Below are 20,869 nucleotides of genomic sequence, written 5' to 3'. Positions count from 1 at the left end.
GTTATAGAATTCAATCATATAAGTTATTTGGTCAGCTATAGGTAATGTCCTGTTAGCTGATAATAGGGAAGCTGGTGAGAATCCAGCACAACTTCCATTACTGTATGTGATTACAAGGCTTTCATAACCATTGAAGACTTAGGTCTTTGAGAAGGGAAAGCTGAGGCTAAATCATAAAGTCAGGAGACCTGCCAAGTAATTTTAAACTTATGCCTCTGGGACAGGGAGGAATATAAGAAAAGCGCGCGCTATACTCCTGTCCATAGATAGGAGTTTTTTTATGCGCATGATATGAAAGAAGGGTTAATGGATGAGAGGGGATAACAAAATCATTGCATGGGTTATTGTGGTCATACTTACTTTAAATGTATGTTTACCTATTTATGCAACACCAGTGGTGACACCAAGTGGGCAGAATCTTTCTTCTACTACTCAAACGCAGTTAAGAAGTATTGAAAGTGAAGTTAAAGATGCACTTGATCATACAACCAGCTATATATTGAATAAAGTCAAAAAGTCAACAGTAGGCTCTATTGGAGGCGAGTGGGCAGTTTTAGGCCTTGCACGTAGAGGGGTAGATGTCCCTAAGACATACTACGAAGATTATTACAAATGTGTAGTAGAAAAAATTAAGCAAGAAGAAGCAAAAGCAACAAGAAAATGGGGACTAAAAGTGACAGAAACCCAGAGACTTGCTATTGCACTTACAGCTATAGGAAAGGACCCTATGCATGTAGCAGGCATAGATTTAATAGAATACTCTTGGAATAAAGAAAAGAAAATGTCTGATCTACCTAAGGCACATCAAGGTTTAGGAGATAGACAAGGTTTAAATGAATTGGTATTTGGTCTTATAACCATAGATTTAAAGCAGTCTACAAGGCCTAAAGATGCAACGATTTCTCGTAATAGTATTATAGAAAAGATCTTAAAAGATTATAGAACAAAAGATGGAGGGTTTAGTTTAAGTAAAAATGGAGCAAAGGCGGATATGGATATGACAGCTATGACACTCCAAGCCTTAGCACCTTATTATAATCAGAAAAATTATGAATATGTAACAAAAGCAGTAGATAAAGCGCTTAAGCTTTTATCTCAGAAGCAAAGTAAAAGTGGTGGCTTTATAAGTGAGTATGGGCTTGTTTTAGGAGAAGGTATAGAGACATCAGAAAGTACAGCTCAAGTCATTGTAGCACTTTGCTCACTAGGTATTGATCCTCAAAAAGATGCACGGTTTATAAAAAATGGTAAGAGTCCTATAGATGCTTTAATGGAGTATTATGTGAGTGGAGGCGGATTTAGGCATTTACGTGATGGAAAAATAGATCAAATGGCTACAGAGCAGGCTTACTATGCATTAGTAGCCTATGAGCGATTATTAAAAGGTCAAACTTCCTTATATGATATGACAGATATAAAGGTGTATAAGTAGAGATGAAACAAAAAATTAAAGTTTTGTTAGCTGTTTTAATGTGCCTCATCATAACATGGTTTCTAGGAAGCAAGGTATCTCATCAGAAGGTTTATACGCCAGGGCAAGTAGAATATAGCAGTCAATCTGAAACAGAACAGGTAGAAGAAGTAGAACGAGACAAGTATTTGACAGATCCTGTGCCAGAAAATAAACCTAAGCCCGTTGAACCAGAAGCTATCACTATCAATAAGGAAAAATCTTTTAAAGTAAAGCTTTCTATTACCTGTGAAACCATATTAAATAATATAGATTTATTAGAACCTGCTAAATGGGAATTAGTACCGAAAGATGGTATTATCTTTCCCCTACAAGAAGTTACAGCTTATGAGGGAGAAAGTGTATTTGATGTACTCTTAAGAGAAGTTACAAATGCTAAGATTCATATGGAGTTTGAGTTTACCCCTATGTATAACAGTGCTTATATAGAGGGCATTCATAATCTTTATGAGTTTGACGTGGGGGAGCTCTCAGGCTGGATGTATAAGGTTAATGGATGGTTTCCTAATTATGGGTGTTCCAGATACCAGGTTAAGGAAGGAGATGTAATCGATTGGGTATATACTTGTGATTTAGGAAGAGATATAGGCAATGTATATCTAGAAAAATGAATAAGTATTAAAACGATTTTAAAAGCGTAAGCGTGGAATGGGGTGAGAGTCCCCGCGATCGGGTCACTGTGATGCCGTAGCAAGCGGATAAGTCAGATACACACTAAAATCGTTTTACCAAATTGTTTCCCGGTTTAGACAATGGTGTAAGTAGAGGAGTAAGTGCGTCTATTTTCATGGGGAAAATAGGCGCTTTTTTGTTTAGGTAAATATTTGAAATATAAAAATGATGTTTATCAATCTTAAGAAAGGAGTTTAAAAAAGGCATAGATAGACATTATTTATTAATTTGTTTTAAGAAAGGGAGATAGCGAGATGAAAAAAAGTATTAAAAAATCAATAAGTAGATTTCTAACAATGCTTATGGCAGTTATGATGCTTAGTATAAGTGTTATGGCAAGGCCGATGCCAAGTGATTTGAGGGTAGCAGAACAAGCAACGACTCAAATTAGGGCGACTGTAAGAATTGCTAATGAAACAGATCTACCAACATATCCTGTTGTAGAGCCGATAGTGCTCGATAAAGAGAACTTTAAAACTTTATTTCCAGTAGAGGATGGAGCAGTTCATCAATATCAAGATATTCCAACAGTTATGGATGCACTTTACCAATATTTATTGGATCAGGGGATACCTCTTGGAGAAGGGATTAAAATAGGTTGGGATATAGTAAGTAAAGTTAATGGTGCCTATATAAATGAATTTATTGGGACAGGAACAAATGTAGTAGATGCGTATTACTCCTCTGTCAAAGGGCAATCTTATTGGAAGGGTTACTCATGGGGATTATATGTGAATGGAACGAAGACGGAGTTATATGCAAGTAATCTAATATTAAATGAAGGAGATATTATTGATTTAATTTACGAATATACAGAAGAATATTGGTAAAATGTAGCTGTATATCTATTTAAGTAATAATAAAAATTTGTAGTATAGGTTTAAAGGGAGAAAGAGAGGGGAAAATGAATACTTTAAAAAAGAAAATAGCCAGATTATTAGTTCCAATATTGCTTTTGACTATACCTATCAGGCCATATGCACAAATAGTAGTAGGTGAAAAGGCTGAAAAGGCTATGCAGCTTTTAAATGAAACGATGACAACGACATCTGGTGGTCTAGCTACTACTACAGGTGGGGCTTATGGGTTAAATGAACGTATTCAAATTACAACAAATGGTGCGTATACAATTGACGAATTAATAGAGGGAATAGAAGGGTATGTAAGCAACTTAAATACAGAGGGTGAAGATGGAAGAGCACTTTTAGATTTATCACTTTATCCCTATGCTTTTAAAGCAGCGCATATCGATCCTACTCAATTTGATAGGAATGGCATAGGAGAAAGTTCTTATAAACATAGTGCAACAAGGTTACAAGAAAGAGCACCTCAAGCAGATATTGTCGGTAGAGCAGAGGCTATATTGGATGCTATTGCTTTAGGAGAGGATGCGAGTAGCTTAGTAGAAGATTTATTAAGTACACAGGCAGAAACAGGTTATTTTAAAGATCCTAACGAGACAGTTAGGCTTGAAAAGGATGGGGTTGCACAAGCACGAGCCATTTTAGCACTAGAAGCGTATTATGGTACAGATGTAGAAGTGGAGTGGCCTAATTATGAGGAAGGTAAAGACTACGGTTATGTAGGAGCACTTAAAAAAGTATTATCTATGCAGGGAGCATCAGGCGATTTTACTGGATATATTTTTAATACTATGATGCCTGGAAAATTTACTTATGTACAGGATAAAAATTTAGCTACACAACTGATTGTAGGTTTGCTTTCAGGCCATGTAGAAGATGAGATCATTCTTAAAGAAGATGGCACTACCCTAGGTGAGATTTGTCGAGAAGCAATCTATCAAGGATTAAAATTTATTAATTCAGAAACCAATACGGGGCTCAATGACATCTATTATTTAATTCCTATGTGGATTGCCTTAGGTCAACCTGAAAAAATAGAAGAACATGAACTTTTAAATAAACTTAAGCGATATAGGAATGAAGATGGTAGCGGGGGCTATCGTATTTCGAGAGCGAGTGGTGTAAAGTGTAAAGAATATGATACGCAGCAAGTCCTTATTGCCTTAAGTGATTTAAAGGAAGGAGAAGTTTCTTGGCGACGTATTGTTACACCACAAGCTAAGTCTGTACGCTCTATCTTAGAAACACTACGTGGATTAGAGGTTCCCCATGTAACGAAGGTGGATATAGATTTGCCTACACAAGGGGTACAGGGCACTACGATTAGTTGGGAGAGTAACCATGAAGAAATTATTACGCCTGATGGAAAAGTGGTGCAGCCAAGTTATACGACACAGGTTACACTGACTGCAACCTTTACAAATGGTGAGGTAGAAAAGCAAAAGACTTATGTTATCAGTGTAGAGGGAACTGAACAACCTAAAGAAGAAATCCTTTTAGGTAAGGCATTTGAAAGTTTTTATAATACTTATGGTCAAGATATTTCAAGTTTAGATTATAGAGGGACCTTTGTTCTTGCAAGTAGTAATCAAGATAACTCTGAATATACTTTGTATGACGTTAAAAATCATAAGGATGGAGACTTTACACAGTATACAGCCACAGATTATGCAGGCGTAATCATGCAGCTTATTTTAGAAGGAAAAAATCCCTACTATTATGAAGGTATTAATTATATAGCGTTATTAGAAGATTATTTACAAGTACACCCTATCCTAGGTGTAGATGATGAAGGAGCTTGGGCAGTTTTAGCTTTAGATGCAGCAGGGGCAAAAGTCTCACAAAAGCAAATTGACCAGCTTGTAGAAGTAATCCATAGTGAAAAAGCACCTTTAAAGGCTAAAGGGTTAAGCCTAGTTGCACTTATGCAGCATGAAGAGGAAGTAGGGGAGACAACATTAGATGAAGTGATACGTATAGTGCAAGCTTATGAAGTGAGAATGGGGAGTGATGCAGGTACCTTTAAAGAGGGTGAAAACTTTGATTTGGAGACACATGCCTATGTTGTTATGGGGCTTGTAGCAGCAGGTGAAGATTTAAGTAGGGCACCTTATGTATGGGAAGAGAAAGATCCTATAGATATTCTAGGTAGAGAATTAGAGAGCATTAACCTTGCTAGGATCATTGCTTTAGGTGATTTAGTACAAGGAAGCAATATTTGGCAAAGAATGGATTTAGATGCTAATAAGGTTAAGGATTTAGGAGATAGAGTCAATGCATTACTTAAAACAGATTTAAGCATCTATGATCAATCCTGTGTAGAATCACTTAAACTAGCGTATGACAATATGAATAGTATCTTAGTGGTACAAGGTTCTATCAAAGGTTATGGTGAGCGATACTTTGCTTTACAGCAAGCATTAAAGGATATATTAGCAAGTACAAGTCTGACTGAAGAAGAACTTTATACACCTGAAAGTTATGCAGTATATAAACAAGCTAAGGAAGATTTAAATGCACTATTTGAGAAAGAGGAGATAACAAGTCATCAATTAATAGAAGGTGCTCGAAATGTAATAGAGGCTTATAAGCAGTTAGAACTCAGAGATCCACAAGAAGATGTCGTGCTTAAAATGTTTAGCCTAGAATTAGAAGGTATAGAAACAGTACAGAGGATAACTGCTGAAACTTCAATAGCTCAGGAAGAAGCTAAACTTATTTTAGATAAGACACTTAAGGGAATGGAAAAAGAGTATGGAAAAGATATTTCACGACAAGGCTATTGGGGTGTTTTTAGACTAGCAAGTGCAGGTATTGATTTGACAGATTATAAAGTTTATGATGTGACTACTCATAAGAATGGTGATTTCGGTACTTATCAAGCAACAGATTATGCAGCTATTATTTTACAATTGGTGATTATGGGAGAAAATCCTTATAACTATAAAGGCATTAATTATGTAGAAAAGTTGCAGGCTTTAGAAAAAGTAGGAGGTGTTTATGGACCTTATGCTAACAATATTTGGGCGTTGTATGCACTAGATGCAGCAGGTGCCACGTATAATGAGGCGCTCATTAATATTGTAAAAGATCAAGCTGCTGATGATACTTTTGATTTAGATATGAGAGGTTGGGCACTTATTGGTATTCAAAATCATAAAGATGTTGTTGGTCAAGCAGAAATGCAAGAGATTATTGATTCCTTCAAAGATAGGCAGGTACAAGAAGGGGAATACCGTAGTACTTTTGACCATATACAATACCAAAACCAAAATATTAGCACCCATTCTTGTGTGGTAGCAGGGCTAGTGGCAGCTGGAGAAGATGTAACAAGTGAGAAATGGACCATAGCAGGGCAAAATCCACTTGATATTATTAAAAAAGCCCAGCTAGACGATGGAAGATTTATAGCAATACCTAATATGGATTTTAAGGATTTTGACAAAGACGCCATTATTGCACTAGGCACTATTGTCCAAGGAACAAATGTATGGCAAAGACAATATTTAACAAGAGCGCACTTAGATGGTGTGATAGAACAAGCAAAGCTGATTTTGGAGGGAGATGTAACTAGTTGTCCTAAAGAACAAGTAGAGGCTTTAAGGTGGACTTATAATGAAGCTATGAGGGTACCTGAAGGAAAGATTAAAGGGTATGGTGAGCATTACTTTAGACTCAAAGAACTTATAGAGAAAATGACTTCTCATAAACTTCCTTACTTTACAGATTGTGCACTTTATACAGCTGAGAGCTTTAAAGTCTTTGAAAATGAGGCAATGGCTCTTACTATTGTAACGCATAATGCTAATGCAACAGCTCATGAGATTTATGAAAGATGTCAAGCCATTATTCTAGCACATGAACAGCTTCAAGAGGTAAGTACGCCAGGGCCAGACCCAGATCCAGATGATAAGGAAATGCTTACGGTTACCTTTGAGCTGATAGGTGACTCCGTTCATGAAACAGCAGATAAACATGTAGACTTTGAGACATGGATACCAGAAAGGTCAATTACTGTACCAGAAGGTTCTGTTGTATTTGATGTTTTCCATAAAGCGCTAAGTGAGGCAGGATTAAGCTATGATGAATCACAGCCGGGGTATATTGGAGGGATTCAGTCACCAAGAGGCGAATGGCTAAGAGAATTTAGTAATGGTATTCATTCAGGATGGATGTATACAGTTAATGGAGCCCATCCACTTTATGGTTTAAGGCAGTATCCAGTTTATGAGGGAGATCATATTGTGTGGCATTATACAGATGATTATATGAAGGAAGAAGACTCAGAACATTGGGGAAGTAATACAGATGGCGGAAATGTAGTAGGGCAATCTGCAACAGTTACGCTAAGGCCTGTAAAAGTCCAAGGAGGTACAGCTTACTTTACCTTTGAATTTAATCAGAAAACACAGTTTATCAATCAACTTCAAAGTAACGATAAAGAAGATAGCCTAGCACAAATTAAAGTGGAGTTACCAGATGAAGCAGTAGGTATAAGTCTAAAATTACCAAGTGAAGTTGTAGAAGCTTTAGGTCAAACACATCATACTACGTTGCAGATTGTAACAGAGTGGGCAACCTTTACATTAGATGAAAAGGCACTTAAGCAAATGGTTAAAGAGGCAGATGAAAAGGCAATTGATTTTACGCTTAAACAATTGCATCAAAAGGATCTAAGCCAAGAAATTAAAGAACAAATAGGTGAGGGTACTATCTTGGTCTTTAACTTACAAACAGCTCAAAAAGATAGTTTAAGTTTAGGAGAAGAGAAGATAGAAGTTGCTGTGCCTTATAAGCTTAAGGATACGCAAGAACCTGAGTACTTGAAAGTATACTGGGTTACAGAAGATGAGCAGTTACAGCTTATAGAAGGTAGCCTTTATGATGAAGATACCAAGACAGTTCTATTTAGGACCAGTAAATGTGGCGAATTTATAGTCCTTTATAAAGAACCTAAGGAAGAAGGAGCACCAGTTTATCTCTTTACAGATATTGAGACAAGTTGGGCCAAAGAGTATATCGAATATCTTATGGCAAAAGGTCTGATTAAAGGAAAGACAGAAACGACTTTTGCACCAAATGATTGGATAACACGCGCTGAGTTTGTACAGATTTTAGCTCATATGAGTCAAGTTGATTTAAGCTTATATACAGAAAGCACTTTTCAAGATGTTCAAGATATAGATTGGTTTATGCCTGCTGTAGCATGGGCGAAGGTAATGGGGATTGTACAAGGAAGCGGTACTTGCTTCAACCCACAAGAGACCATTACACGTCAGGATATGGCAGTGATGCTCTATCGCTATATGAGCCAGGTACAACATTATACTTGGGACAACGCTACAAAGAGAGAGCTTTTTGCAGATGATAAGGTCATTAAAGCTTATGCAAGAGAAGCTGTTTATGCTATGAAAGCAGCTAATATTATAGATGGTAGAGAGCATGGCAACTTCGCGCCATTAGCTCAGGCAACACGTGCGGAGGTAGCAAAAATGATAGCACTTTTATTACAGAATTTAGAAGAATAACAGCATTAAAAAAATTAAGGCTTATAAAACTTTAGAGAAAAAACTTAAAACGAGTAGCCTTGGTAAAAAGGCTACTCGTTTTAAGAATAAGAAAAGTATAAATATTGACATTAAATTAAAATAATTGTAATATGGAGAAATGTTATAGGTGCTATTTTACATAGCTTAATAGGGAAACAGTTGAGAGTACTGTACGGTCCCGCCGCTGTAAGGGGGAGAGCTTATCAGAAAGGCCACTTTTGAAAGAAGGGAAGGCGATAAGTTTGATGAACCTAAGTCAGAAGACCTGCCTATAATGAAACACCATTAACTCTACGATGGATGGAGGGTGTAATGAAAGCGCATTAAGTCTAAAAAGATTTAATGGGCTTGATTTGCACGCGTCTCCTAGAAATAGGAGATTTTTTTATGACTAAAAAACTATAGGAGTGAAGAAAATGAAGAAGTTAAGTTTAGTTTTAGCAGGGATTTTAATGTGTGCAAGTCTAGTAGGGTGTAGTCAGCCTAAAGGAAGTGTCGATGTAGAAACTCAAATTGAACAAGTACAAGAGCATGAGAACATTCAAGAGAGCGAATCTGTACAAGAAGAGCATGAAAAGGATTATGAAAAACTTATTTTAGCTGAAACAGATACAACCGTAACTTTTGTAGATGGAGAAGGTAATGAGAAAACCCTTACTAAAAAACCAGAAAGAACAGTTGTGCTGTTAAATTCCATATTAGATTTATGGTATTTAGTAGGTGGTGAATCTGTTGCACGTGTAAGTGGTGAGTCTAATGTACCACCAGAAGCTATGAATATTACAGACTTAGGGTCTTTTAATAAAGTAAGTATTGAAGCCTTACTTGCATTAGAGCCAGATTTAGTCTTAATGCATACAACGAATAGTCAAACACAATTTGCAGATATACTTGATCAAAATGGTATTGAATGGGCAGTAATTGATGCCTCAACAAAAGCCTATAGTGCTTTCCAAAATAATGCTTATATTTTCAGTAAGATACTAGGAACAGAAGATTTATTTGAGGAGAAAGTCATGCCTGTAGTAGAAAAATGTGAAGGGATTATAGAAAGAGCCAAGGAAAATAAAGAGCATCCTTCAGTAGCTGTACTTTATTCGACAAGCAAAGAAATTAAAGTAGATACAGATGATTCCTCTATAGGTGAAATGACAAGCTTATTAGGTGTAGAGAATATTGTAAAACCTGAAGATATAGTAGTTGAAGGTGAAACAAGAGTAGCTTTTAGCTTTGAGAAATTGATTGAAGCGGACCCGGATTATATTCTCATTAGTACAATGGGAGATGTAGAAGGGGTGAAAGCAAAAATCGCAAAAGATTTAGAGAGCAATCCAGCTTGGAATGCTTTAACAGCTGTACAAAATGATGAAGTACATTACTTACCAAAAGATTTATTTGTATACAAACCAAATGCGCGCTATGATGAAGCTTTTGCTTATTTGGAAGAGATTTTTTTTGAGAAAGAAGCCGAATAATGAAAACGGATTTTAGAGATACACCTAGATACAAAGGAATGGTCCTAATAGGACTTATACTATTTGTCATTGTAAGTTTATTTATAAGTATTGGATTGGGTGCTTATAAAGTAGGGCCTATGGATATTATAAAGGCTATTTTTGTAGAGAAAAGTGGTATGAACCATAATATTATTTATAACATACGCTTACCAAGAACTTTTGTAGCTGGGTTAGTAGGGGTATGCCTAGCATTAGCAGGCGCTATTTTGCAAGGGATCATGAGAAATTCACTGGCTTCTCCAAGTACTATTGGGATTACATCAGGAGCAGGACTTATGTCTGTTATTTGCTTAGTTTTATTCCCACAATATGAGTATTTAGTGACGCCAGCAGCCTTTGTTGGAGCGGTACTCACAACGGTACTTATCTTTATACTCTCTTGGAAGGATGGGATTAATCCGCTTCGTATGGTGCTGGCAGGGCTAGCCGTTTCTTCTTTATTAAATGCTTTAGTAGATCTTATTTTGATTTTTTTTCCTGATAGGGTGCACAACACCTTAGGTTTTTCTATCGGGAGCTTATCGGTTAAGGCTTGGAATGACTTTAATAGGATTTGGCCCTATGCCTTAATTGGTTTTATAGTGGCTATGATACTCTCTAAAAAGCTTAATATCTTACTATTAGGTGATGAGATAGCAGGAAGTTTAGGTGTAAATGTGGAGAGGCTACGCGTTATTCTTATTTTATTAACTTCTCTTTTGGCTGCCAGTGCAGTAAGTGTAGTGGGGCTCATTAGTTTTGTGGGCTTAATTGTACCACATATTTCTAGAATTTTGATTGGGTCTGATTATAAATATTTATTACCAGCAAGTGCCTTAACAGGAGCGGGGGTACTTATGCTTTGTGACACTATAGGAAGAGTAGTTGCTGAGCCTATGGAAATTCCAGTTGGAATTATTATGGCAATAGTTGGTGTACCATTTTTCTTATACTTATTAAGAGGAGGGATTAAGAGTGCTAGAAAGTAGAAAGCTTACTTTAGGTTATGAACAGCATATGGTAATCAAAGATCTCTCTTTTTGTATTAAGCCACACACCATTACTACTATTATTGGGCCTAATGGATGTGGTAAATCCACTTTGCTTAAGGCTTTGAGCAAGAATAAGAAAATTGCTTCAGGGGATATTTTTATAGATAACCAATCTATTCATAGCTACTCCCATAAGACACTTGCAAAAAAGTTAGCGATTCTGCCTCAGTCACCTCTTGTGCCAGATGATTTTCTCGTACGAGACCTTGTAAGTTATGGAAGAAATCCTTACCTTGATTGGATGGGGAGATTAAAGGAAGAGGATTATCGTATTATAGATTGGGCGATTAATGAGACGGGTATTACCCATCTTCAAAATCGTAAGATGTCCACTATGTCTGGAGGAGAAAGGCAAAGTGCATGGATTGCCATGGCATTAGCACAGCAACCTGAAATCCTGCTTCTAGATGAACCAACTACTTACCTTGATATTGCACATCAACATGAAGTACTTGAGCTTATTAAGAGAATTAATGGTGAAATGGGCATTACTGTGGTTATGGTTCTACATGATATTAATCAAGCCAGTCGTTATTCAGATAGGATTATAGCTATGAAAGAAGGCTGTAAAGTTATAGAAGGAAGTCCAAAAGAAGTCGTAACGAAAGAGATTTTAAAAGAGATATTTGGGATAGATGCTAATATCTATGAAGAAGTATCCTATGGCTATCCTTATTTTATTGTGAAGTAGGATGTATCGTATAAATAAACCACGCCCCCCTTATTCATTTTGTCGAATAAGGGGGGCGTGGTTTATATGTATAATTTATTGTAGACCATGTTTTATTTAAATAAGGTATTGAATTTGATCTTTTCAGATACTGCAGCCTGCGCTATTAAGGTATACGCTTGATAATGTTTGGATTATTAAACATTTATCCTAAAATCGCATAATCAATGAATTCAATACTTGGCTCTTTTGCTTCATGTTGCTCAAAGATGACAATTTCATTTTCACCTTCTTTAAGGAGTCCACTTGGTACAAAGAGTGTTTCTTGTGGACCTACGTTCCAGTAACGACCAATATTGAAGCCGTTAATGAGAACAAATCCTTTTGTAAGGTTTTCAAATTTAAGGAATGTATCATGTGCTTCATCTACTGTAAAAGTAGCTTGGTAGAAGCAAGGTTTATTTGTTTTTTCTATAGTATCTTTAAACTCAAGTTTTGAAAGGTCTTTCATATCTAAATTGTAGACATCATAGCCAAAGTGGTAACAGCCTGCAATGGTTAAGCCGCCTACAAGACCTTTATAGTCTTTAAGTTGAGGACCATAGTTAATACGCCCCATATTTTCCACTAAAATATCTAAAGTGATACCTTCACTTGGAATGTTACGAGATAACTCTTGTTTTTCGCCACGTTTATAGACAGCTACTTCTTCATCATTAATGAAAATTTGAGCACGGTCATGGATTTGTGTTAAGTGAATACCTACATCACCACGAGGGCCCTCTACATGTGTACGATAAAGGATATAACCAAAGTCTTGATCATAGTATTCCATGTTTTCTGCCATAGCAGATTCTTTTTTAGTAGTAAGATTATTTAAATTGTCGAAAAGAAGTGCTTGTTTGGTAAAGTTTACTTTGCCGTATGCTTTTTTTGTTGTATTAGCAGGAATTTCATATGGAATAGGACCAAAGTGTTTTTCCATACACTCGCGTATAGCTAAGTAAGTTTCTGTAATATCACCAGCTTCTGTTAAAAGAGCACAGTAGTCATAACTTGTTGCAGTAGCTCCATAGCCTTGTGCATTAGCATCATTGTAGAAGTTGGCACCGTTATAGAAACCAAAGTTGGTACCACCGTGGAACATGTAGAAGTTAACATGTGCATTATGAGCAAGCATATCTTCAAAGACTTGTACGACTTCATGGCTCGGTCTTGTATGGTGAGGGACTTCCCAGTGATCGAACCAGCCATCCCAAAATTCCATACACATAACAGGAAGATCTGGTTGACGTTTTCTAAGTTGTGAGAAGTTCCAATCTGCAGCAGAACCAAAGTTAACTGTTTTGTACACGTCAGGAAGTGTACCACCTGTAAGCATATGGTCAGGACCACCATCAGAAGTAAAGAGCGTAACATCGACGCCACGGCGAATAAGACCTTCTTTAATATGAGTTAAATATTTTTTGTCATCTCCATAGCTACCATACTCGTTTTCTACCTGAACGCCAATGATTGGTCCACCATTTGTACTAAGGTATGGTACAATTCGTGGGATGAATGCATCAAACCAGTCATCTACGTGTTTAAGGTATGGTTCACAGTAGCATCTAAGGACCATATTTTTATCTTTGAGAAGCCAAGCTGGAAGTCCACCGAAATCCCATTCAGAACAGATATATGGACCTGGTCTTAAAATAACAGCAAGGTCAAGCTCAGCTGCTGTTTGAAGGAAACATTCAATATCGAAGTGTCCATCAAATACAAATTTGCCTTTTTCAGGCTCATGAAGGTTCCAAGGTACATAAGTTTCAACCGTATTAAAGCCACAAGCTTTAAGTTTCATAAGACGGTCTTTGTAGTCTGATTTTAAAAGTCTGAAGTAGTGAATTGCACCACTCATAATAGGTTGTTGATTGTCGGTTAGTGTAAGCATGATAAATCCTTTCACATATAAATGATGTATAATATAAAAATTTTAACTAATTATAGTATAATATATCATAAACTAATTTGTAAAACTAAATATAAATTTTTTGTAATTTTAAGTGGCTTAATTTATAAAAAATTAACGAAATCTGAATATATTTTGTAGGTAAGGATAAAAAAATAGATAAAAAGAGACTTATCTAAAAATGTTTATATTTTAATTTTAGAAGTAAGAAGATATTTAAAAAAGAATTTGGAAATAAGATTATTAAATTTTTGTTAATAATGTATTTTAAAATAAATTATAAACTTGTTAAAATATAACGTTTAATATATAATTTGTATATAAAATTTACATATTAAAGAGGTGGAGTAATGGCATTATTTGTAGGTAAAAAAGATGCAAGAAGTATTGGAAATGAAATTGATAAAGTCATTCGTGAAATTGATCAAATTACACAATCTGATATTGATAGAACATGTGATAAAATTGACGCAGAGCTTAATTCATGTGGAAGAGAGTTAAGTAACTCGATTAAAACACTTCAACAAGTTAAGCCACTTTTAGACAGATTAGTAGCACAAATTGGGCAAAATGCACCTGAAAATATTCAAGTCTTAGTTCAATCTATTGCTCAAGAAATTGCATCAAAAGTTTCAACTTCTATGGATAACCAAGAAGAAGTAAGAAAAAATATTAAAGATGTAGACATTTACACAAACGAAATTGACCAATTGACAGATAAAATTGATGCTTTAACCAATCAAATAGATGTTTTAACTGATAAACTTCAAGATTAGTTAAGAAGGTGGATATATGCTTAAAAATTTAATTACAGATTTAAAGCTTACAGCTATGGATGTAGTAGAAGAAGTTAAAGATATAGCACATGATTTAAAAACAGATTTACCTGATGCCGTTCAAAAAGATTTTAAGGTATCTGATAATCCTAATATAGCTTCTACAGAACTTAATTATATGAATAGCTGGAATGCACCTGCATCTAGAATTACGGCTAATCAAATTGATATGATTATGGATAAAGTCAATTTTATTAGTGAAATGATTCAGACAGGATTATTAGGGTTTGATGCTATTGAACAAGAGTTAAGACTTCTTGCAGGTCAACCTAATCCGCCCCAACCTGCACAACTTATTAGTATTGCAACTCGGATAGATGCAACTCAGCGTCAAACTTTTGCAAGTTTACAAAAGCTTAGAGAGCTTACAAGAGAAGTGGATAGGGCGACTGATAAGTTACAAGGTGGAGGGGGAAATGATTGGAATATTCCGCCTCAAAGAAATGGATGGTAATCTAAGTAAAATAGAGTAAAAAAAGAAACGATCTTATTTAAGTTCAAATAAGGTCGTTTCTTTTGTATTATAGGAAAGTTCAGTGTCCCTATAATCTTTAACCTATTCAATAATGGTCTCTTTAAGTAGAACCTTTTTAGGCTTTGGATTTTTATAGAGCAGGCGGTAGAGGAGTTCACCTGCTTTAACCCCTATATCAAAAGGATTTTGATCAATAATAAGTGGTCTAAAGGAGAGAAGGTGTAAGTAGTCTTCAAATTCATTGTCAAAAAGCATAAGTGCCAAATCTTCAGGAATACGTATACCTTGTTCCTGAAGGAAAGGAACGATCTTAAGACCATATCCTGTACTTGTAGTAATAAGAGCTGTAAGGTCAGGATTAGATTTAAGATAACGATCAAAAGTCTCAGCAAAGTCAGGTGCAGTATGGTCACAAATGAGCTGAAGCTTAGAGTCAAATCCGCCTACATGGTCAATAAGTGCTTTCTGGTAGCCACGGCTGCGCTCAAGGACAGAACTGACAAGGTGGGGATCTTGACTCATAAAGCCGATACGGGTATGCCCCTTTTCTATAAGGTGCTGCGTACCGTGATAAGCAGCGGTAAAGTGATCGCAGGCGACATAGCTTAAGTCAAGCCCTGTTAAATAGCGGTCTACAAGGACAACAGGGAAGTTATTAAGGCTGAGTTTTAGAATTTCCTTATTATACACATTATTATCGGAAGGATAAATAATGAGTCCTTTACAATTATTTTGAGTAGCAGCGCGGATCATTTCCTCTTCCGTTTTTTGATTACCGCCCGTTACCATAATACTTAAATTCAGATTGTGAAGAAGTGCAAAAGCTTGAATACCTTCTTGTATCTTACCAATAAATTTTCCGCCTACACCTGGTACAATAAAACAAATCATAGGATTTTGCTTCTCGGACTTTAAGCGTTCAAATTCACTAGCCTTTGGCGCTATAAAAGTTCCTTTTCCTTGTTTGCGGTAAATAAGACCATCTTTCTCAAGAGATAAAATAGCATTTTTAGCCGTAATACGACTTGCATTAAATTTAAGTGCAAGCTGATTTTCAGACGGTAACTTAAAATCAGGCGTATGCTTATTGTTTTCAATAATCTCTAGCAAATATTTACGCATACTCATATAAAGTGGTTCACCAGGCATAAGAATCCACTCCTTTCTTAAAAAAATCAGCACACACGCGTTAGTAGGTACCCTTCAAGTAATTAAGCATCTCATCCCCATACTTGATACCCACCCCTCTCTATACGACACCCCCTTTACGAGAGCGCTCGTGTGGCAAAAGGATAGGGAGGGATGGTCTGTAAGCTTCCTTCGATTAGAACTTTAGAAAGACTTAGCGAAAAGAGGCTTATGGTTGTTAGCTCTACTGTTTGAGCGAAGCGAGTTTAGAGCGTTCATAAGACTCTTGAGCTTAGTCTTTCTTAGGGCTATGAGACAGAAGCTGAAGGACCATCCCAGACTATCCCATCTGCCACTCCCCAAAGCCCGCTTACTTAATATATCAAGTATACCAACTTTATCATTTTTTTCTCCTAGTAGCATTGATTATAAGTCATTTTTCCTCTAAAATCTAGCTATAGAAAACCTTAATTCACACCTAGGAGGGCGTCATGAAACAAACTAAAAAAGCGCACGTTATCTCACATACACACTGGGATAGAGAGTGGTACTTACCATATGAAAAACATCACATGCTTCTTATTGAATTTATGGATACTTTATTAGATACACTTGAAAGAGATCCAGAATATAAGAGTTTCCATTTAGATGGTCAAACAATCATTTTAGAAGACTACCTTCAAGTAAGACCAGAGAAAAAAGAAATCCTTACAAAAATGATCAAAGAAGGCCGTATCCACATCGGACCTTGGTACATTCTTCAAGACGAATGGCTTACAAGCAGTGAAGCGAACGTTCGTAACTTACAAGTAGGTCATGATGATGCAAAAATGTACGGGGATGTATGTAAAGTAGGTTACTTCCCAGACTCATTTGGTAACATGGGGCAAGCTCCTCAAATGTTACAACAAGCAGGTATCGAAACAGCAGTATTTGGTCGTGGTGTTAAACCAACTGGTTTCAACAACGAAGTAAGCGGAGAAGCTTTCGAATCTCCATATTCAGAAATGTACTGGGAAAGTCCAGATGGATCAAAAGTACTTGGTGTACTTTTTGCGAACTGGTACTGTAATGGTATGGAAGTACCAACAGATAAAGAAGAGCTTGTAAAATACTGGGATCAAAAACTTGCTGGTGCAGCGCACTTTGCTTCAACAGATCATATGCTATTCATGAACGGCTGTGACCACCAACCAGTTCAAACAGATTTAAGCGAAGCTTTAAACAATGCTAAGGAATTCTACAAAGATGTTGAGTTCATTCACTCAAACTTCCCAGATTATATTGAAGCTATTAAAGCGGAACTTCCAGATAACTTAGTAACAATCCATGGTGAGCTTAGAAGCCAACAAACAGATGGATTTGGTACACTTGCAAATACTGCATCTGCACGTATTTACTTAAAACAAATGAATGCTAAATGCCAAACATTATTTGAAAAAGTAGCAGAACCAATTGCAGCAATCGCTAGCAAAATGGGTATGGATTATCCACATCACTTATTCACATATGGTTGGAAAGTACTTATGCAAAATCATCCACATGATAGTATCTGTGGTTGTAGCGTGGATGAGGTACATAGAGAAATGGTATCTCGTTTTGAAAAAGCTGAACAAGTTGCACTTCACATTATTGATGAAGCAATGGCTTATATTAAAGCTCAATTAGACACAATGAAATTCAAAAACATTAGTGAAGAAGCTGAACCATTCTTCGTTGTTAACCCAACAGGTTGGGAAAAATCAGGTTTAGTAGAATTCAAACTTGAAGTAGCTAAAAAATACTTTGGACCAGGTTATGTACAAGGTGCAATTGATGATGCAAAAGAGGCTAAAGTACCAACATACAAAATTGTTGATGAGAATGGTAATGAATTAAAAGGTGAAATCGAAGAGTTAGGCTTACACTTTGGTTATGACCTTCCAAAAGATAAATTCAGACAACCATATATGTGTCAAGAACTAAAAGTAACAGTTGAAATTGAAAAACTTGCTGCATTTGATATTAAGAGACTTGCCCTTATTCCAGTTGCTGAAAAAGCAGCAGAAGAAGGCAGCTTAGTAAAAGATGGATGCATTTTAGAAAATGACTTCTTAAGTGCAAAAGTAGAAGACAACGGTTCTATTACCATTACACATAAAGCAACAGGAAAAGTATTCGAAGAACAATGCATCTACGAAGATCATGGTGATCTTGGTAACGAATACGTTTACTTCATGCCACTTGGTGAAAAGCCAATTACATCAAAAGATGCTAAGGCTGAAATTCGCGTGGTGAAAAATCTTCCACATGTAGCTGCTATTGAAACAAAGGTAACAATCAACATTCCAAAATCAGCAAATGAACAGCTTGATAAAGAAATGAGAGAGTTAGTTTGGTTCACTGGAAGAAAAGCTCAAAGAGTTGAAGAAACTATTCCAATGGAAATCACAACAGTTTATACACTTGAAAGACTTTCAAGAGGTATTAAAGTAAAAACAAGCTTCAACAACCAAGCACTTGACCATAGAGTACGTGCATTATTTACAACAAACATTGATTCACCATTCCACTATGCAGATTCTATCTTCGAAGTTGCAAAACGTGACACAGTTCCAAGCAAAGAATGGAGAAACCCATGTAATGCACAACATCAACAAGCATTCATCAACGTACATGATGAAAATGTTGGTTTAACAGTAGCCAATAAAGGGCTTAACGAATACGAACTTCTTCGTGATGGTATGAGCACAATTGCTTTAACAATCCATAGAGGTACACGTGAACTTGGAGACTGGGGTGTATTCCCAACACCAGAAGCACAATGCTTAGGTCACCAAGAAGTTGAGTTCGAAATCATTCCTCACGGAGCTGGTGATGATGTATACGCTTCATATGTTGAAGCCTACCAATTCCAAATTCCATTTGCAGCAATGCAAACAGTAGTTAAAGAAGGTGCTGTTAAAGAGTACGCTCCAATTATCGCTCCAAAAGCTGCTATGAGCACAATGTACTCATCACTTAAAGTAAGCAAAGAAACAGGTGACATCGTAACAAGATGGTATTCTGTAAGTGATCAAGAAGAAAACTTAACACTTGAAGCAGATATGCCAATGTACATGAGTAACCTTCTTGAAGAAAACCACGGTGCAGTAGACCATACTGTAGCAGTAAAACCATACCAAATCATTACACTTGGTTTTGGTAAATAATAAAAAATAAAAAGGGCTGTATAAACAGCCCTTTTTTTATGAGGTAAGAGGAGTAGGAGAAACAGCCCCAATGGAGAAAGGGGAAGGGAAACATATAAGACGCGCTTTAAGAATACTTAATAAGAGAATGAAATAGTTTCAATTATATAGAAGAACGAATAAAAACAATAAATAAAGCAATGAAGGAGGATAAGAAGTGAAATATACATACAAACATACTTTGCGCGCTTGTTACCTAGGGTATATTACCCAGGCAATAGTCGTTAATTTAGCGCCGTTACTTTTTGTTATTTTCCAGGATCAGTATCATATTTCTTTTGAGATGATTGGTCGATTAATTTTAATTAACTTTGGAACTCAGATTGTGGCAGATATTTTATCTGTTAAATATGTAGACCGTATTGGTTATCGTAAGGCTGCTGTAATAGCACATATCTTTTGTAGTGTGGGGCTAATGAGTTTAGGGATATTACCGCTTATTATGCCGACGCCTTATATGGGACTTGTGATTGCTGTTATGATTTATGCTATTGGAGGCGGCATCATTGAAGTACTCGTAAGCCCTATTGTAGAGTTCTTACCAGGAGATGAGAAGGCTTCAGCTATGAGCCTATTGCATTCTTTCTACTGTTGGGGGCAAGTAGGCGTTGTACTTCTTACAACACTTTTACTTAAAGCGATTGGGTCTTCTTATTGGTTTGTGTTACCGATTTTATGGGCATTCATTCCACTTTACAACATTAAGAATTTCCTTAAAGTACCGATTATAGAGCCACATGAAGATGCACCGACTATGAGTATTGGTGAGTTGCTTTCTACACGTGGATTTATGATTGCCTTACTTCTTATGCTTTGTGCTGGAGCATCTGAGATTACTATGTCTCAGTGGTCTTCACTTTTTGCAGAGAAAGGCTTACAAGTTCCAAAGGTAGTAGGGGATTTATTAGGACCATGCCTTTTTGCAGTGCTTATGGGAATTGGGCGTAGTATTTATGGGATATGGGGGCATAAAATTAATCTCAATCGTGCCCTTATGGCAAGTGGTATCTTATGTGTCATTTGCTACGCAGTAACTATTTTTGTGCAGAATCCTTTTATTTCTCTTTTGGGGTGTGCGGTAACAGGTTTATCAGTAAGTTTAATGTGGCCTGGAACATTTAGTCTAACTTCAGCGACTTACCCAATGGGCGGTACAGCCATGTTTGGTATGCTTGCCATTTTTGGAGATATAGGAGCAGCAGTAGGTCCTTGGATAGCGGGTGTTGTATCAGATGCAGTAGGCCTAGGCCTTAAAGCAGGACTACTCGTAGCGATTGTTTTCCCGATTATGCTTGTTATAGGTGTGATGTTACTTAAAAAACTAAATATACAAAGTGAAGGTTAATCCTTTATATCTTGAATTTACAATCTAAGTGCAACACCTAAAAAAAATATGACTCATAAGAGAAAATCCTAGTAAAATAGTGTTTGCGAAGACTACTATTGAAAGGATTAATCTTATGAGCCATTACA

General features: G+C 36.4%; 13 protein-coding genes and 2 riboswitches. Of the genes, 11 read left to right on the top strand and 2 right to left on the bottom strand.

Translation table 11 applies throughout. The features are described from left to right. Window positions 1-11: 11 nt before the first annotated feature. Window positions 12-210, top strand: a riboswitch (cobalamin riboswitch). Between the two features lie 100 nt (window positions 211-310). From H8718_RS16815 to H8718_RS16785, 7 genes are all read left to right on the top strand, one after another. Continuing rightward, complete coding sequence (locus tag H8718_RS16815; RefSeq protein ID WP_249333975.1) at window positions 311-1,432, top strand: prenyltransferase/squalene oxidase repeat-containing protein; 1,122 nt, start codon at window positions 311-313, stop codon at window positions 1,430-1,432. 2 nt (window positions 1,433-1,434) lie between these two features. Continuing rightward, a complete protein-coding gene (locus tag H8718_RS16810) occupies window positions 1,435-2,082 on the top strand; it encodes a DUF4430 domain-containing protein (RefSeq protein ID WP_330597770.1) in 648 nt (215 codons plus the stop codon). A gap of 315 nt (window positions 2,083-2,397) precedes the next feature. Continuing rightward, on the top strand, window positions 2,398-2,973 hold the full coding sequence (locus H8718_RS16805; RefSeq protein WP_249333973.1) for a hypothetical protein: 576 nt from the start codon (window positions 2,398-2,400) through the stop codon (window positions 2,971-2,973). Window positions 2,974-3,047: 74 nt separating this feature from the next. Further along, on the top strand, window positions 3,048-8,534 hold the full coding sequence (locus H8718_RS16800) for an S-layer homology domain-containing protein (protein ID WP_249333971.1): 5,487 nt from the start codon (window positions 3,048-3,050) through the stop codon (window positions 8,532-8,534). Window positions 8,535-8,663: 129 nt separating this feature from the next. Next, window positions 8,664-8,842, top strand: a riboswitch (cobalamin riboswitch). Window positions 8,843-8,971: 129 nt separating this feature from the next. Then, window positions 8,972-10,030 carry an ABC transporter substrate-binding protein gene (locus tag H8718_RS16795; RefSeq protein ID WP_249333969.1) on the top strand — a complete coding sequence of 353 codons (1,059 nt, stop codon included), beginning with the start codon at window positions 8,972-8,974 and terminating at the stop codon, window positions 10,028-10,030. Continuing rightward, the gene (locus tag H8718_RS16790) at window positions 10,030-11,040 is read left to right on the top strand and encodes a FecCD family ABC transporter permease (protein WP_249333967.1); all 1,011 of its coding nucleotides are present in this window, start codon (window positions 10,030-10,032) and stop codon (window positions 11,038-11,040) included. Before H8718_RS16795 ends, H8718_RS16790 begins: the two co-directional genes overlap by 1 nt. Then, on the top strand, window positions 11,027-11,794 hold the full coding sequence (locus tag H8718_RS16785; protein WP_249333965.1) for an ABC transporter ATP-binding protein: 768 nt from the start codon (window positions 11,027-11,029) through the stop codon (window positions 11,792-11,794). Before H8718_RS16790 ends, H8718_RS16785 begins: the two co-directional genes overlap by 14 nt. Window positions 11,795-11,978: 184 nt before the next feature. Here the strand turns inward: H8718_RS16785 and H8718_RS16780 are convergent, their stop codons facing one another. Beyond that, window positions 11,979-13,709: a glycoside hydrolase family 35 protein gene (locus tag H8718_RS16780; RefSeq protein ID WP_249333964.1), complete on the bottom strand. Its 1,731-nt coding sequence runs from the start codon at window positions 13,707-13,709 to the stop codon at window positions 11,979-11,981. A 368-nt stretch (window positions 13,710-14,077) separates the two neighbouring features. Between H8718_RS16780 and H8718_RS16775 the strand changes: the two genes are divergently transcribed. Together H8718_RS16775 and H8718_RS16770 are read left to right on the top strand one after the other, a co-directional pair. Continuing rightward, entirely contained in the window at window positions 14,078-14,503 is a 426-nt protein-coding gene (locus H8718_RS16775) for a kinetochore Spc7 family protein (protein WP_249333962.1), read from the top strand. A 16-nt stretch (window positions 14,504-14,519) separates the two neighbouring features. Next, a complete protein-coding gene (locus tag H8718_RS16770) occupies window positions 14,520-15,017 on the top strand; it encodes a hypothetical protein (protein ID WP_249333960.1) in 498 nt (165 codons plus the stop codon). Window positions 15,018-15,119: 102 nt separating this feature from the next. Here H8718_RS16770 and H8718_RS16765 read toward each other — a convergent pair whose 3' ends face one another. After that, window positions 15,120-16,187 (bottom strand): GntR family transcriptional regulator, encoded by a 1,068-nt coding sequence (locus H8718_RS16765; protein WP_177669138.1) that lies wholly within the window; start codon window positions 16,185-16,187, stop codon window positions 15,120-15,122. Between the two features lie 470 nt (window positions 16,188-16,657). Between H8718_RS16765 and H8718_RS16760 the strand changes: the two genes are divergently transcribed. Both H8718_RS16760 and H8718_RS16755 read left to right on the top strand, forming a co-directional pair. Then, window positions 16,658-19,357, top strand: coding sequence for an alpha-mannosidase (locus tag H8718_RS16760; protein ID WP_249333959.1), 2,700 nt, complete (start codon window positions 16,658-16,660; stop codon window positions 19,355-19,357). A gap of 196 nt (window positions 19,358-19,553) precedes the next feature. Next, the gene (locus H8718_RS16755; protein ID WP_249333957.1) at window positions 19,554-20,741 is read left to right on the top strand and encodes an MFS transporter; all 1,188 of its coding nucleotides are present in this window, start codon (window positions 19,554-19,556) and stop codon (window positions 20,739-20,741) included. The last annotated feature ends 128 nt before the right edge of the window (window positions 20,742-20,869 follow it).

This window comes from Zhenhengia yiwuensis, from assembly GCF_014384995.1.
GTDB lineage: Bacteria > Bacillota > Clostridia > Lachnospirales > Cellulosilyticaceae > Zhenhengia > Zhenhengia yiwuensis.
Note: the sequence above shows the minus strand (reverse complement) of the source record. Positions and strands in the feature narration are given on the sequence as shown.

Coding starts and splice junctions, on each gene's coding strand:
- H8718_RS16815 (WP_249333975.1), top strand. CDS start 311: ATGAGAGGGGATAACAAAATCATTGCATGGGTTATTGTGGTCATACTT.
- H8718_RS16810 (WP_330597770.1), top strand. CDS start 1,435: ATGAAACAAAAAATTAAAGTTTTGTTAGCTGTTTTAATGTGCCTCATC.
- H8718_RS16805 (WP_249333973.1), top strand. CDS start 2,398: ATGAAAAAAAGTATTAAAAAATCAATAAGTAGATTTCTAACAATGCTT.
- H8718_RS16800 (WP_249333971.1), top strand. CDS start 3,048: ATGAATACTTTAAAAAAGAAAATAGCCAGATTATTAGTTCCAATATTG.
- H8718_RS16795 (WP_249333969.1), top strand. CDS start 8,972: ATGAAGAAGTTAAGTTTAGTTTTAGCAGGGATTTTAATGTGTGCAAGT.
- H8718_RS16790 (WP_249333967.1), top strand. CDS start 10,030: ATGAAAACGGATTTTAGAGATACACCTAGATACAAAGGAATGGTCCTA.
- H8718_RS16780 (WP_249333964.1), bottom strand. CDS start 13,709: ATGCTTACACTAACCGACAATCAACAACCTATTATGAGTGGTGCAATT.
- H8718_RS16775 (WP_249333962.1), top strand. CDS start 14,078: ATGGCATTATTTGTAGGTAAAAAAGATGCAAGAAGTATTGGAAATGAA.
- H8718_RS16770 (WP_249333960.1), top strand. CDS start 14,520: ATGCTTAAAAATTTAATTACAGATTTAAAGCTTACAGCTATGGATGTA.
- H8718_RS16765 (WP_177669138.1), bottom strand. CDS start 16,187: ATGCCTGGTGAACCACTTTATATGAGTATGCGTAAATATTTGCTAGAG.
- H8718_RS16760 (WP_249333959.1), top strand. CDS start 16,658: ATGAAACAAACTAAAAAAGCGCACGTTATCTCACATACACACTGGGAT.